Raw genomic sequence first — 12,533 nt, forward strand, 5'->3', positions numbered from 1 at the left:
CTGACAAGAGCGCGCCAAGCCCCCATGGCAGAGCAAGCATCCTTCATCGACCGACTCTCCGCACGTTTCGCAGGTGCGAAGGTCATCGTGGTCGAACCCCGCGGCGAAGTGACGCTGGAAGTGCCTGCCGCCGAGTGGCACGCCACCGCCCTGGCGCTGCGTGACGAGTTTGGTTTCGAACAGGCCGTGGATCTCTGCGGCGTCGACTACCTCGGTTATGGCTCCGACGAATGGGACACCGCCGACGTGTCCTCGCAGGGCTTCAGCCGTGGTGTCGAAGGCAAGGCCCAGGGCCGCTTCGCGTGGGGCGAGTTCCCCACCGAGGAGAACGGTGCCGACGGTGCCCGCCCGCAGCACATGCCGACCCAGCGCTTCGCCGTGGTCGCCCAGCTGCGTTCGTACCAGCACAACCTGATGATGCACCTGCGTTGCTTCGCCCCTGACGAAGCGCTGCCGGTGGTGTCCTCGCTGACCAGCATCTGGCCGGGCCTGAACTGGTTCGAGCGCGAAGCGTTCGACCTGTACGGCGTGATCTTCGAAGGCCACCCGGACCTGCGCCGGATCCTGACCGACTACGGTTTCGTCGGCCATCCGTTCCGCAAGGACTTCCCGCTGATCGGCAATGTCGAAGTCCGCTACGACGAAGAAAAGAAGCGCGTGATCTACGAACCGGTCACCTCGGTGGAGCCGCGCGTCGGCGTGCCGCGCGTGATCCGCGACGACGCCCGTCTGCAGACCGCAGAAGGTGAGCGCGCGCAGGAGGCAGTGAAGTGAGCCACGTACACCAGGCCGGCGAAGCATTCGCCAGCAACGCCGCCGAAAGCCGGCAGGAAATCCGCAACTACACCATGAACTTCGGCCCGCAGCATCCGGCCGCCCACGGTGTGCTGCGCCTGATCCTGGAAATGGACGGCGAAACCATCATGCGCGCCGACCCGCACGTGGGTCTGCTGCACCGTGGTACCGAAAAGCTGGCCGAGTCCAAGCCGTTCAACCAGTCGATCGGCTACATGGATCGCCTGGATTACGTGTCGATGATGTGCAACGAGCACGCCTACGTGCGCGCGATCGAGACCCTGATGGGTATCGAGGCGCCGGAGCGTGCGCAGTACATCCGCACGATGTACGACGAGATCACCCGCATCCTCAACCACCTGATGTGGCTGGGTTCCAACGCGCTCGACCTGGGTGCGATGGCGGTGATGCTGTATGCCTTCCGCGAGCGCGAAGAGCTGATGGACTGCTATGAAGCGGTCTCCGGCGCGCGCATGCACGCGGCGTACTACCGTCCGGGCGGTGTCTACCGCGACCTGCCGGACCACATGCCGAAGTACAAGGAATCGCGCTGGCACAAGGGCAAGGCGCTGAAGCAGCTCAATGCTTCGCGTGAAGGCTCGCTGCTGGACTTCCTGGAAAACTTCACCAACGAATTCCCGGGTCGCGTCGACGAGTACGAGACCCTGCTGACCGACAACCGTATCTGGAAGCAGCGTACCGTCGGCATCGGCGTGGTCACTCCGGAGCTGGCCCACCAGTGGGGCATGACCGGCGTGATGCTGCGCGGCTCGGGCGTTGCCTGGGACCTGCGCAAGAAGCGCCCGTACGCCAAGTACGATGCCGTCGATTTCGACATCCCGCTGGGCAAGGAAGGCGACTGCTACGACCGCTACCTGGTTCGCGTTGCCGAAATGCGCGAATCCAACCGCATCATCAAGCAGTGCGTGGCATGGCTGAAGGCCAACCCCGGCCCGGTCATGGTCAAGAACTTCAAGGTCGCTCCGCCCAAGCGCGAGGACATGAAGGACGACATGGAAGCGCTGATCCACCACTTCAAGCTGTTCAGCGAAGGCTACTGCGTGCCGGCCGGCGAAACCTACGCGGCAGTGGAAGCGCCCAAGGGCGAGTTCGGCTGCTACCTGGTCTCCGATGGCGCCAACAAGCCCTTCCGCGTGCACCTGCGCGCACCGGGCTTCGCCCACCTGTCCTCGATCGATTCGATCGTGCGCGGCCACATGCTGGCCGACGTGGTGGCGATGATCGGTACCTACGACCTGGTGTTCGGCGAGGTTGACCGGTAATGCCGTCCGCCACGCCAACGCCCGCTGCAGGCAGCCGGCGCAAGCCGGCGCCGCAGTTTCTGGAATTTCACGTTATGCATTTCGCTGAGGTCGGCCGATGAAGGCGACAGGTAATTTCGAGGCGGCGCGCGACGTCGACCCGATGGTGGTGCTGAGCGACAAGACCCGCGCTCACATCGATCACTGGCTGTCCAAGTTCCCGCCGGACCGCAAGCGCTCTGCCGTGCTGCAGGGCCTGCATGCGGCCCAGGAGCAGAACGAGGGTTGGCTGACCGACGAGCTGATCGCCGGCGTGGCCAAGTACCTCGACCTGCCGCCGGTGTGGGCCTACGAGGTCGCCAGCTTCTACTCGATGTTCGAGACCGAGAAGGTAGGCCGCAACAACGTGGCCATCTGCACCAACATCAGCTGCTGGCTCAATGGCGCCGAGGACATCGTCCGCCATTGCGAGAAGAAGCTGGGCATCAAGCACGGTGAATCGACGCCGGACGGCCGCGTCTACCTCAAGCGCGAGGAAGAGTGCCTGGCCGGTTGCGGTGGCGCGCCGATGATGGTCATCAACGGTCACTACCATGAGCGTCTGACCCTGGAAAAGGTCGACGAGCTGCTGGACGGGCTGGAGTAAGGGCATGGCACATCACCACGAATCCAAGGGTCCGGTCGGCCCCGCGCCGCTGCCGCACCAGGTGGTCTACACCACCCTGCATTACGACACCCCGTGGTCGTACGAAAGCTACCTGAAGACCGGTGGCTACGCCGCCCTGCGCAAGATCCTCGAAGAGAAGATCCCGCCGGAGCAGGTCATCGAGATGGTCAAGGCCTCGGGCCTGCGCGGCCGCGGTGGCGCGGGCTTCCCGACCGGCCTGAAGTGGTCCTTCATGCCCAAGGGCAACATGCAGAAGTACATCCTCTGCAACTCGGACGAATCCGAGCCGGGCACCTGCAAGGACCGCGACATCCTGCGCTACAACCCACATTCGGTGGTGGAAGGCATGGCGATCGCCTGCTACGCCACCGGTTCGACCGTGGGTTACAACTACCTGCGCGGTGAGTTCCACCACGAGCCGTTCGAGCACTTCGAGCAGGCCCTGGCCGACGCCTATGCAAACGGCTGGCTGGGCAAGAACGTGATGGGCTCGGGCGTGGACATCGATATCTACGGTGCGCTGGGCGCCGGCGCGTACATCTGCGGCGAAGAAACCGCGCTGATGGAATCGCTGGAAGGCAAGAAGGGCCAGCCGCGCTACAAGCCGCCGTTCCCGGCCAACTTCGGCCTCTACGGCAAGCCGTCGACGATCAACAACACTGAAACCTACGGTTCGGTGCCGGCGATCATCCGCAATGGTCCGGAGTGGTTCAAGGGCCTGAGCCTGACCGCCAACGGCGGCCCGAAGTGCTTCTCGGTGTCCGGCTGCGTGCAGAACGGCGGCAACTTTGAAGTGCCGCTGGGCACCACCTTCGACGACCTGCTGGAAATGGCCGGTGGCCTGCGCCCGGGCCGCAAGCTGAAGGGCGCGATCCCGGGCGGCGTATCGATGCCGGTGCTGACCGCGGCCGAGCTGAAGGGCCTGCCGATGGACTACGACACCATCCGTGCGCTGGGCTCCGGCCTGGGTTCGGGTGCGATCGTGGTGCTCGACGACAGCGTCTGCTGCGTCAAGTTCGCCTGCCGCATCAGCCAGTTCTTCCACAAGGAATCCTGCGGCCAGTGCACCCCGTGCCGTGAAGGCACCGGCTGGATGCACCGCGTGCTGGAGCGCATCGTCGCCGGCAAGGCCACGATGGAAGACCTGCACCAGCTGAAGGCGGTGGCCGGCCAGATCGAAGGCCACACCATCTGTGCGTTCGGCGAAGCGGCTGCATGGCCCATCCAGGGCTTCCTGCGCCAGTTCTGGGACGAGTTCGAGTACTACATCGTCAACGGTCATTCGATGGTTGACGGCAAGAAGGTGGAGGCAGCCGCCGCATGAGCGCGCAACCCGTAAATCCGAGCGTCCCACCCGATCACGTCACCATCGAGATCGATGGCAAGTCGCTGGTCGTGCCCAAGGGCTCGATGATCATCCAGGCCGCCGACAAGGCCGGCATCTCCATTCCGCGCTTCTGCTACCACGAGAAGCTGCCGATCGCCGCCAACTGCCGCATGTGCCTGGTGGACGTGGAGAAGTCGCCGAAGCCGGCGCCTGCCTGCGCCACCCCGGTGATGGACGGCATGAAGGTCGCCACCCGCAGCGAGAAGGCACTGAAGTTCCAGCGCTCGGTGATGGAGTTCCTGCTCATCAACCATCCGCTGGACTGCCCGATCTGCGATCAGGGCGGCGAGTGCGAGCTGCAGGACGTGTCGCTGGGCTATGGCCGTTCGGTCAGCCGCTTCAACGAGCGCAAGCGCGTGGTGCCGGACGAGGACATGGGCCCGCTGGTCGCCACCGAGATGACCCGCTGCATCCAGTGCACCCGCTGCGTCCGCTTCACCGCCGACGTTGCCGGTACCTACGAACTGGGTGGCATGTACCGCGGTGAGAACCTGCAGATCGGTACCTTCGACGGCAAGCCGCTGACCACCGAACTGTCCGGCAACGTCGTCGACGTCTGCCCGGTCGGCGCGCTGACCAACAAGGTGTTCCAGTTCCGCGCCCGCCCGTGGGAACTGACCGCGCGCGAGTCGCTGGGCTACCACGACGCGATGGGTTCGAACCTGTTCCTGCACGTGCGTCGCGGCGAAGTGCTGCGCACCGTGCCGCGCGACAACGAAGCCGTGAACGAGTGCTGGCTGTCCGACCGTGACCGCTACTCGCACCAGGGCCTGTACAGCGAAGACCGTGCGGTCAAGCCGCTGCGCAAGGTCAATGGCGAGTGGAAGGAAGTGAGCTGGGCTGAAGGCCTGGCCGCCGCCGCCGGGATCCTCAAGGCGAACCAGGGCGACAACCTGGGCGTGTTGGTGCATCCGTCGACCTCGAACGAGGAAGGCGCGCTGCTGGCCCGTCTGGCCAAGGGCCTGGGCTCGAGCAACATCGACCACCGCATCAACAACCGCGATTTCTCCGACGCCGCAACCGCCGAAGTGTTCGGCCTGCCGCTGGCCGAGATCGAGGGCGCTGACCGCATCGTCGTTCTGGGCAGCAACATCCGCCACGAACTGCCGCTGCTGCATGCCCGCCTGCGCAAGGCACAGACCACCAACGGCGCGAAGATCCACGTCGTCAACCCGGTGGACTTCGACTTCGCCTTCAGCATCGCCGGCAAGCAGATCGTCGCGCCGTCGAAGTTCGTCGACGCGCTGGCCAACGCCGAGCTGCGTTCGGCGGTGCAGGGCGGCAACAACACCGTGCTGATCGTCGGTGGCATCGCCGAGAACCACCCGCAGGCTGCCGCGATCCGCGCCGCCGCGCGTGACTTCGCCGCCGCCACCGGTGCCAAGCTGTGCCGCATCCCGCAGGGCGCCAACGCCGTTGGCCTGACCCGCGCCGGCGTGCTGCCGGCCGGCAAGGACGTCGCCGCGATGCTGGCGCAGCCGCGCCAGGCCTACGTGGTGTACGGCCTGGAGCCGGGCCTGGACTTCGCCGATGCACCTGCCGCGCGCAAGGCACTGGTCGGCGCCCAGGTGGTGGCCTTCAGCCAGTTCGCCTGTGCCTCGACCCGCGACGTCGCCGACGTGATCCTGCCGATCGGCGCGCTGCCGGAAATCGACGCCACCCTGACCAACCTCGATGGTCGCGAGCAGTCGGCCCGTGCCGGCGGCAAGCTGCCGGGCGAGGCCCGTGAGGGCTGGCGCGTGCTGCGCGCACTGGGCGGCGAAATGGCGCTGGCCGGTTTCGACTTCACCGACCTGGCCGGCCTGCGCGCCAGCCTGGCCCCGGTGTCGGTCGCCGTTGCCGCTTCGGCGCAGCCGGTGATCGCCGGCGAAGGCCTGGAAGTGGCTTCGACCGCTGCGATCTACCGCACCGATGCGGTGGTCCGTCGCGCCCCGGCGCTGCAGTCGCATCCGCTCAACAACGCCCCGCGCATCGTGCTGAACGCTGAAGATGCCGCTCGCCTGCAGCTGCAGGAAGGGCAGATGGCCAAGGTCGGCACCGATGCCGGCAAGGCCACCCTGCCGGTGGTGGTCGACGCCCGCGTCGCTGCGGGTTCGGTCTGGATTGAATCGGGCCACGGCGCGACCGCGCCGCTGGGTGCCGCTCGCGTAACGGTGGTGGCTGCATGAACGAATTGCTGTTGAACGCGGTCGACCCGCTGCACCAGTGGCTGCTTGGCCTCGGTGACATCGGCGCGCTGATCTGGATCATCCTGAAGATCCTGGTGATCACCGTCCCGGTGATCATCTCGGTGGCCTTCTACGTGGTCTGGGAACGCAAGCTGATCGGCTGGATGCACGTCCGCCACGGCCCGATGTACGTGGGCATGGGCATCTTCCAGGCCTTCGCCGACGTCTTCAAGCTGCTGTTCAAGGAAGTGGTCCAGCCGAGCAGCGCCAACAAGGCGATCTACCTGCTGGCACCGCTCATCACCCTGGCCCCGGCCTTCGCGGCCTGGTCGGTGGTTCCCTTCGATTCGCAGATCGTGCTGTCCAATGCCAACGCCGGCCTGCTGTACCTGCTGGCGATGACCTCGCTGGGCATCTACGGCATCATCCTGGCCGGTTGGGCGTCCAACTCGAAGTACGCGTTCCTGGGTGCGATGCGCGCCTCGGCGCAGATGATCAGCTACGAAATCGCCATGGGCTTCGCCCTGGTCGGCGTGATGATCGCGTCGGGCAGCCTGAACCTGAGCAACATCGTGATGGCGCAGGCCGGCAGTTCCGGTTTCTTCGACTGGTTCCTGCTGCCGCTGTTCCCGCTGTTCGTCATCTACTGGGTGTCGGGCGTGGCTGAAACCAACCGCGCGCCGTTCGACGTGGTGGAAGGCGAGTCGGAAATCGTCGCCGGCCACATGGTCGAGTACTCCGGCGGTGCCTTCGCCCTGTTCTTCCTGGCCGAATACGCGAACATGATCCTGATCAGCTTCCTGATCTCGATCTTCTTCCTCGGCGGCTGGCTGAGCCCGGTCCAGGGCTGGGTCAACTTCGGCGATGTCTCGCCGCTGGTCGACTGGATCTGGAAGGGTGGCGCACCGTGGCTGTTCGTCAAGGTGTTCTTCTTCGCCAGTGCCTACATCTGGTTCCGTGCCAGCTTCCCGCGCTTCCGCTATGACCAGATCATGCGCCTGGGCTGGAAGGTCTTCATCCCGCTGGCCATTCTGTGGATCGCGGTTACCGCCGTCATGGTGTTCTTCGGCGTGATTCAAAAGGGCGTCTAAAGTGATGAACAGGATTACCCATTACTTCAAGAGCCTGCTGCTGCTCGAACTGCTGGCGGGCCTCTGGCTGACGCTGAAGTACAGCTTCAAGCCGAAGTACACGATGATGTACCCGATGGAGAAGTTCCCGCAGTCGCCGCGCTTCCGTGGCCTGCACGCGCTGCGCCGTTATCCCAACGGCGAAGAGCGCTGCATCGCCTGCAAGCTGTGCGAAGCGGTGTGCCCGGCGCTGGCCATCACCATCGACTCGGCCAAGCGCGAGGACGGCACCCGCCGTACCACCCGCTACGACATCGACCTGTTCAAGTGCATCTTCTGTGGCTTCTGCGAAGAAAGCTGCCCGGTGGACTCGATCGTCGAAACCCACATCCTCGAGTACCACTTCGAGAATCGTGGCGAAAACATCGTTACCAAGCCGCAGCTGCTGGCCCTGGGCGACCGTCTCGAATCCGAGATCGCCGAGCGTCGCGCCGCCGATGCCGCTTACCGCTGAGGTCGAGAGATGGATTGGGTAAATATCGCTTTCTGGGTGTTCGCCATCGCGGCAACGGTTTCGGCCGGTGCGGTGATCAGCGTGCGCAACCCGGTTCACGCCGTGCTCTGCCTGGTGCTGACCTTCTTCTCCATTGCCTGCGTGTGGCTGCTGGTGGGCGCCGAGTTCCTCGGTGTGGCGCTGGTACTGGTCTACGTCGGCGCGGTGATGGTGTTGTTCCTGTTCGTGGTGATGATGCTGGACATCGACCCCACCAAGATGCGTGAGGGTTGGGTGCGCTACCTGCCGGTCGGCCTGATCGTGGCCGTGGCGATGCTGGTGCAGATGCTGATCCTGATCGGCGTGAAGGGCAGGGCGGTTACCCCGTTCCCGGCCGACAACGCTGCCGCGGTCGCTGCTGACAGCTCCAACGTCACCTGGCTGGCGCGCACGCTGTTCACCGAATACCTGCTGCCGTTCGAGTTCGCCGCCGTCATCCTGACCGTGGCCGTGGTTGCCGCCGTGATGCTGACCCTGCGTCGCCGTACCGGCGTGAAGAGCCAGAACCCGGGCGAGCAGACCATGGTCAAGGCCGGCCAGCGCCTGCGCATGGTCAAGATGGGCGCCGAGGCACCGGTCGTGCACAGCAACAGCAAGCCGGCCGCCGGCGAGGAGACCCAGCCGTGATTACCCTTGGCCACATGCTTGCGCTGGGCGCGGTGCTGTTCGCCATCAGCCTGGCCGGCATCTTCCTCAACCGGAAGAACGTCATCGTCCTGCTGATGTCGATCGAACTGATGCTGCTGTCGGTGAACATCAACTTCGTCGGCTTCTCGCGTCAGCTGGGCGATCCGTCCGGCCAGCTGTTCGTGTTCTTCATCCTGACCGTCGCCGCCGCGGAAGCCGCCATCGGCCTGGCGATCCTGGTGACCCTGTTCCGTACCCGCCGCACGATCAATGTCGGCGAAGTCGATTCGCTGAAGGGCTGATCCACAGATGGAAATCACTCTCTCCAAGAGTCTGTTGATCGCAGTGGTGCTTGCACCGCTGTTCGGCAGCATCATCGCCGGCCTGTTCGGTCGCCAGGTCAAGCGCTTCGGCGCGCAGACCATCACCATCCTCGGCGTCGCGGTTGCCTGCGGCCTGTCGATGTACACGCTCTACCAGCTGCTGTGGGGCGGTGCGCAGCCGTTCAACCAGAACATCTACACGTTCTTCGAAGTCGGCCAGTATTCCGCGCACGTCGGCTTCATGGTCGACAAGCTGACCGCGATGATGATGGTGGTGGTGACCTTCGTGTCGCTGCTGGTCCACATCTACACGATCGGCTACATGCAGGATGATCCGGGCTACCAGCGGTTCTTCAGCTACATCTCGCTGTTCACCTTCTCGATGCTCACCCTGGTGATGAGCAACAACTTCCTGCAGCTGTTCTTCGGCTGGGAAGCGGTGGGCCTGGTGTCGTACCTGCTGATCGGCTTCTGGTTCAAGCGCCCGACCGCGATCTTCGCCAACATGAAGGCGTTCCTGGTCAACCGCGTGGGTGACTTCGGCTTCCTGCTGGGCATCGCCGGCGTGCTGTGGGTGTTCGGCACCCTGGACTACTCGCAGGTGTTCTCGCAGGCCGGCATGCTGGCTGACCCGCGCGCCCAGCTGCAGATCTGGGACGGCACGATCCTGGGCATGCAGCTGCTGAACGAGCCGGTGATCTGGTCGATCGCCACCGTCATCTGCATCTGCCTGTTCATCGGTGCCATGGGCAAGTCGGCCCAGGTCCCGCTGCACGTGTGGCTGCCGGACTCGATGGAAGGCCCGACCCCGATCTCGGCACTGATCCACGCCGCGACGATGGTGACCGCCGGTATCTTCATGGTCACCCGCATGTCGCCGCTGTTCGAGCTGTCGCAGACCGCGCTGAACTTCGTGCTGTTCATCGGTGCCACCACCGCGTTCTTCACCGGCCTGATCGGCATCGTGCAGAACGACATCAAGCGCGTGGTCGCGTACTCGACCCTGTCGCAGCTGGGCTACATGACCGTCGCCCTGGGCGTGTCGGCATACTCGGCCGCCGTGTTCCACCTGATGACCCATGCCTTCTTCAAGGCGCTGCTGTTCCTGGGTGCCGGCTCGGTCATCATCGCGATGCACCACGAGCAGGACATGCGCAAGATGGGCGGCCTGCGCAAGTACATGCCGATCACCTTCGTCACCATGTGGATCGGTACCCTGGCGCTGGTCGGTACGCCGTTCTTCTCCGGCTTCTACTCGAAGGACACCATCATCGAGGCCGCCGAGCTGCACGCGCACCTGTCCAACAACTGGGTGGCCACGTATGGCTACTGGGCGGTGCTGGGCGGCGTGATCGTCACCAGCTTCTACAGCTTCCGCCTGCTGTTCCTGACCTTCCACGGCAAGGAACGTTTCCGCGACGCGCATGATGATCATGGTCATGGCCATGACGATCACCACGCTGCCGACGCCCACCATGGCGATGCGCATCACGACGACCACGGCCATGGCCACGGTCCGCATGAGCCGCACGAAACCCCGTGGGTGGTGACCCTGCCGCTGATCCTGCTGGCCATCCCGTCGATCGCCATCGGTTTCTTCAGCATCGGTCCGATGCTGTACGGCACCGACTGGGCCGGCAACCATGCGCACGACGCCATCAAGGGCCAGGCGCACACGTTCTTCACCGGCGTCGTCGATTTCTACGATCCGGCCAAGAACACCATCGGCTTCCTGGGCGAGGAGTTCCACGGCCCGGTCGCCTTCGCGCTGCACGGCATGATGGCTCCGGCGTTCATGCTGACCGTTGCGGGCTTCCTGCTGGCCGCACTGTTCTACCTGTGGAAGCCGGACCTGTCGGGCAAGGCCCGCAAGACCTTCGCTCCGCTGGTGTCGGTGCTGGAAAACAAGTACGGCTTCGACAAGCTGTGGATCGATGGCTTTGCCGGTGGCAGCGTCAAGCTGGGCAGGGTCTCGCGCTGGATCGACAGCAACATCGTCGACGGCGTGGTCAATCTCTCGGCACGTGTTGTGGACGTCGCAGCCGGCGTGCTGCGTCGTACCCAATCCGGTTTCCTCTATCACTACGCCTTCGCGATGATCATCGGCCTGATTGCCCTGCTGGGCGTGCTGATGCATTACCTGCGTTGATGACCTGTACGGAATAAGAAGACGTGTCGAACTGGCCTCTACTCAGTGTCCTCATCTGGCTGCCGATCATCGGTGGCGCCCTGATCCTTGCGATCCGTGATGCGCAGACCGCCCGCTGGGCGTCGCTGGGCGTAGCGGTGCTGACGTTCGTGGCGAGCCTCTCGCTGCTGAGCGGCTACAACGCGGGCATCGACGGTCTGCAGTTCGTCGAGACCCATGCCTGGATCCCGGCGTACAAGATCGGCTACAACCTGGGCGTGGACGGCATTGCCGTGGCGCTGATCCTGCTGACCACCCTGGTCAGCGTGCTTGCCCTGATCGGCGCCTGGAGCGCGATCGACAAGCGCGTCAACCAGTACGTGGCGGCCTTCCTGATCCTGGAAGGCGTCACGGTCGGTATCTTCTCGGCCACGGACGCGATGCTGTTCTACGTGTTCTTCGAGGCGATGCTGATCCCGATGTTCCTGATCATCGGTGTCTGGGGCGGCCCGCGTCGCATCTACGCCGCGCTGAAGTTCTTCCTGTACACCTTCCTCGGCTCGGTGCTGATGCTGGTGGCGCTGATCTACCTGTACCTGAAGGGCGGCAGCTTCCAGCTGGCCGACCTGTACGCGCTGCCGCTGTCGGCCAAGGAACAGACCTGGATCTTCTTCGCCTTCCTGATCGCCTTCGCGGTCAAGGTGCCGATGTTCCCGGTCCACACCTGGCTGCCGGACGCCCACGTGGAAGCGCCGACCGCCGGTTCGGTGATCCTGGCCGCCATCGCCCTGAAGATCGGTGGCTACGGCTTCCTGCGCTTCAACCTGCCGATCGTCCCGGACGCGTCGCAGGAATGGGCCTGGCTGGTGATCGCGCTGTCGCTGATCGCAGTGATCTATGTCGGCCTGGTCGCCCTGGTGCAGGACGACATGAAGAAGCTGATCGCCTATTCGTCGATCGCGCACATGGGCTTTGTCACCCTGGGCACCTTCATTGCCCTGTGGCTGGTGCGTGAAGCCGGTAACGCCGATGCAGCCCGCCTGGGCCTGCAGGGCGCCATGGTGCAGATGATCTCGCACGGCTTCGTATCCGGCGCGATGTTCTCCTGCGTCGGCGTGCTGTACGACCGCATGCACAGCCGCCGCATCGCCGATTACGGCGGCGTGGTCAACGTGATGCCGTGGTTCGCCACCTTCGCCATGCTGTTCTTCATGGCCAACGCGGGCCTGCCGGGTACCAGCGGTTTCGTCGGCGAGTTCATGGTCATCCTGTCGGCCTTCCAGCGTAATCCGTGGATCGCCCTGGGCGCGGCCACCACCCTGATCATCGGCGCCGCCTACACCCTGTGGCTGTACAAGCGCATCTTCTTCGGTGAAGTGGCCAACAGCCATGTTGCCGAACTGAAGGACATCAACGGCCGCGAATGGCTGGTGCTGGGCGTGTTCGCCATCGGCGTGCTGGCCCTGGGCATCTATCCCAAGCCGCTGACCGACCTGATGGAGCCCTCGATCGCGAAGCTGGCGATGCAGATCGCATCCAGCAAGCTGCTGTAA

The 12,533-nt window shown here is 64.6% G+C and carries 11 protein-coding genes; all 11 read left to right on the top strand.

The window, feature by feature from the left end; genetic code table 11:
- Positions 1-24: 24 nt before the first annotated feature.
- The 11 genes from B9Y64_RS10015 (at position 25) to B9Y64_RS10065 (ending at position 12,533) form a co-directional block, all read left to right on the top strand.
- A complete protein-coding gene (locus B9Y64_RS10015) occupies positions 25-774 on the top strand; it encodes an NADH-quinone oxidoreductase subunit C (RefSeq protein WP_010486428.1) in 750 nt (249 codons plus the stop codon).
- Positions 771-2,078 (top strand): NADH-quinone oxidoreductase subunit D, encoded by a 1,308-nt coding sequence (locus B9Y64_RS10020; RefSeq protein WP_057499470.1) that lies wholly within the window; start codon positions 771-773, stop codon positions 2,076-2,078. The genes B9Y64_RS10015 and B9Y64_RS10020 overlap by 4 nt, the downstream gene beginning before the upstream one ends.
- A gap of 97 nt (positions 2,079-2,175) precedes the next feature.
- Complete coding sequence (gene nuoE, locus B9Y64_RS10025; protein WP_006381132.1) at positions 2,176-2,703, top strand: NADH-quinone oxidoreductase subunit NuoE; 528 nt, start codon at positions 2,176-2,178, stop codon at positions 2,701-2,703.
- 4 nt (positions 2,704-2,707) lie between these two features.
- Positions 2,708-4,048, top strand: a complete 1,341-nt coding sequence (nuoF, locus tag B9Y64_RS10030; protein ID WP_100440538.1) for an NADH-quinone oxidoreductase subunit NuoF — start codon at positions 2,708-2,710, stop codon at positions 4,046-4,048.
- A complete protein-coding gene (gene nuoG / locus B9Y64_RS10035) occupies positions 4,045-6,279 on the top strand; it encodes an NADH-quinone oxidoreductase subunit NuoG (protein WP_100440539.1) in 2,235 nt (744 codons plus the stop codon). The genes nuoF and nuoG overlap by 4 nt, the downstream gene beginning before the upstream one ends.
- Positions 6,276-7,370, top strand: a complete 1,095-nt coding sequence (nuoH, locus tag B9Y64_RS10040) for an NADH-quinone oxidoreductase subunit NuoH (RefSeq protein ID WP_006458641.1) — start codon at positions 6,276-6,278, stop codon at positions 7,368-7,370. The genes nuoG and nuoH overlap by 4 nt, the downstream gene beginning before the upstream one ends.
- Before the next feature lie 4 nt (positions 7,371-7,374).
- Positions 7,375-7,863: an NADH-quinone oxidoreductase subunit NuoI gene (gene nuoI / locus B9Y64_RS10045; protein ID WP_005417924.1), complete on the top strand. Its 489-nt coding sequence runs from the start codon at positions 7,375-7,377 to the stop codon at positions 7,861-7,863.
- 9 nt (positions 7,864-7,872) lie between these two features.
- The gene (locus B9Y64_RS10050) at positions 7,873-8,529 is read left to right on the top strand and encodes an NADH-quinone oxidoreductase subunit J (protein WP_093999837.1); all 657 of its coding nucleotides are present in this window, start codon (positions 7,873-7,875) and stop codon (positions 8,527-8,529) included.
- A complete protein-coding gene (gene nuoK, locus B9Y64_RS10055) occupies positions 8,526-8,831 on the top strand; it encodes an NADH-quinone oxidoreductase subunit NuoK (protein ID WP_005410454.1) in 306 nt (101 codons plus the stop codon). The genes B9Y64_RS10050 and nuoK overlap by 4 nt, the downstream gene beginning before the upstream one ends.
- A 7-nt stretch (positions 8,832-8,838) precedes the next feature.
- Entirely contained in the window at positions 8,839-11,001 is a 2,163-nt protein-coding gene (nuoL, locus tag B9Y64_RS10060) for an NADH-quinone oxidoreductase subunit L (RefSeq protein WP_100440540.1), read from the top strand.
- Between the two features lie 23 nt (positions 11,002-11,024).
- Positions 11,025-12,533: an NADH-quinone oxidoreductase subunit M gene (locus B9Y64_RS10065; protein WP_100440541.1), complete on the top strand. Its 1,509-nt coding sequence runs from the start codon at positions 11,025-11,027 to the stop codon at positions 12,531-12,533.

Source organism: Stenotrophomonas maltophilia, assembly GCF_002799245.1.
Taxonomy (GTDB): Bacteria; Pseudomonadota; Gammaproteobacteria; order Xanthomonadales; family Xanthomonadaceae; genus Stenotrophomonas; species Stenotrophomonas maltophilia_S.

Coding starts and splice junctions, on each gene's coding strand:
- B9Y64_RS10015 (WP_010486428.1), top strand. CDS start 25: ATGGCAGAGCAAGCATCCTTCATCGACCGACTCTCCGCACGTTTCGCA.
- nuoE (WP_006381132.1), top strand. CDS start 2,176: ATGAAGGCGACAGGTAATTTCGAGGCGGCGCGCGACGTCGACCCGATG.
- nuoF (WP_100440538.1), top strand. CDS start 2,708: ATGGCACATCACCACGAATCCAAGGGTCCGGTCGGCCCCGCGCCGCTG.
- nuoG (WP_100440539.1), top strand. CDS start 4,045: ATGAGCGCGCAACCCGTAAATCCGAGCGTCCCACCCGATCACGTCACC.
- nuoH (WP_006458641.1), top strand. CDS start 6,276: ATGAACGAATTGCTGTTGAACGCGGTCGACCCGCTGCACCAGTGGCTG.
- nuoI (WP_005417924.1), top strand. CDS start 7,375: ATGAACAGGATTACCCATTACTTCAAGAGCCTGCTGCTGCTCGAACTG.
- B9Y64_RS10050 (WP_093999837.1), top strand. CDS start 7,873: ATGGATTGGGTAAATATCGCTTTCTGGGTGTTCGCCATCGCGGCAACG.
- nuoL (WP_100440540.1), top strand. CDS start 8,839: ATGGAAATCACTCTCTCCAAGAGTCTGTTGATCGCAGTGGTGCTTGCA.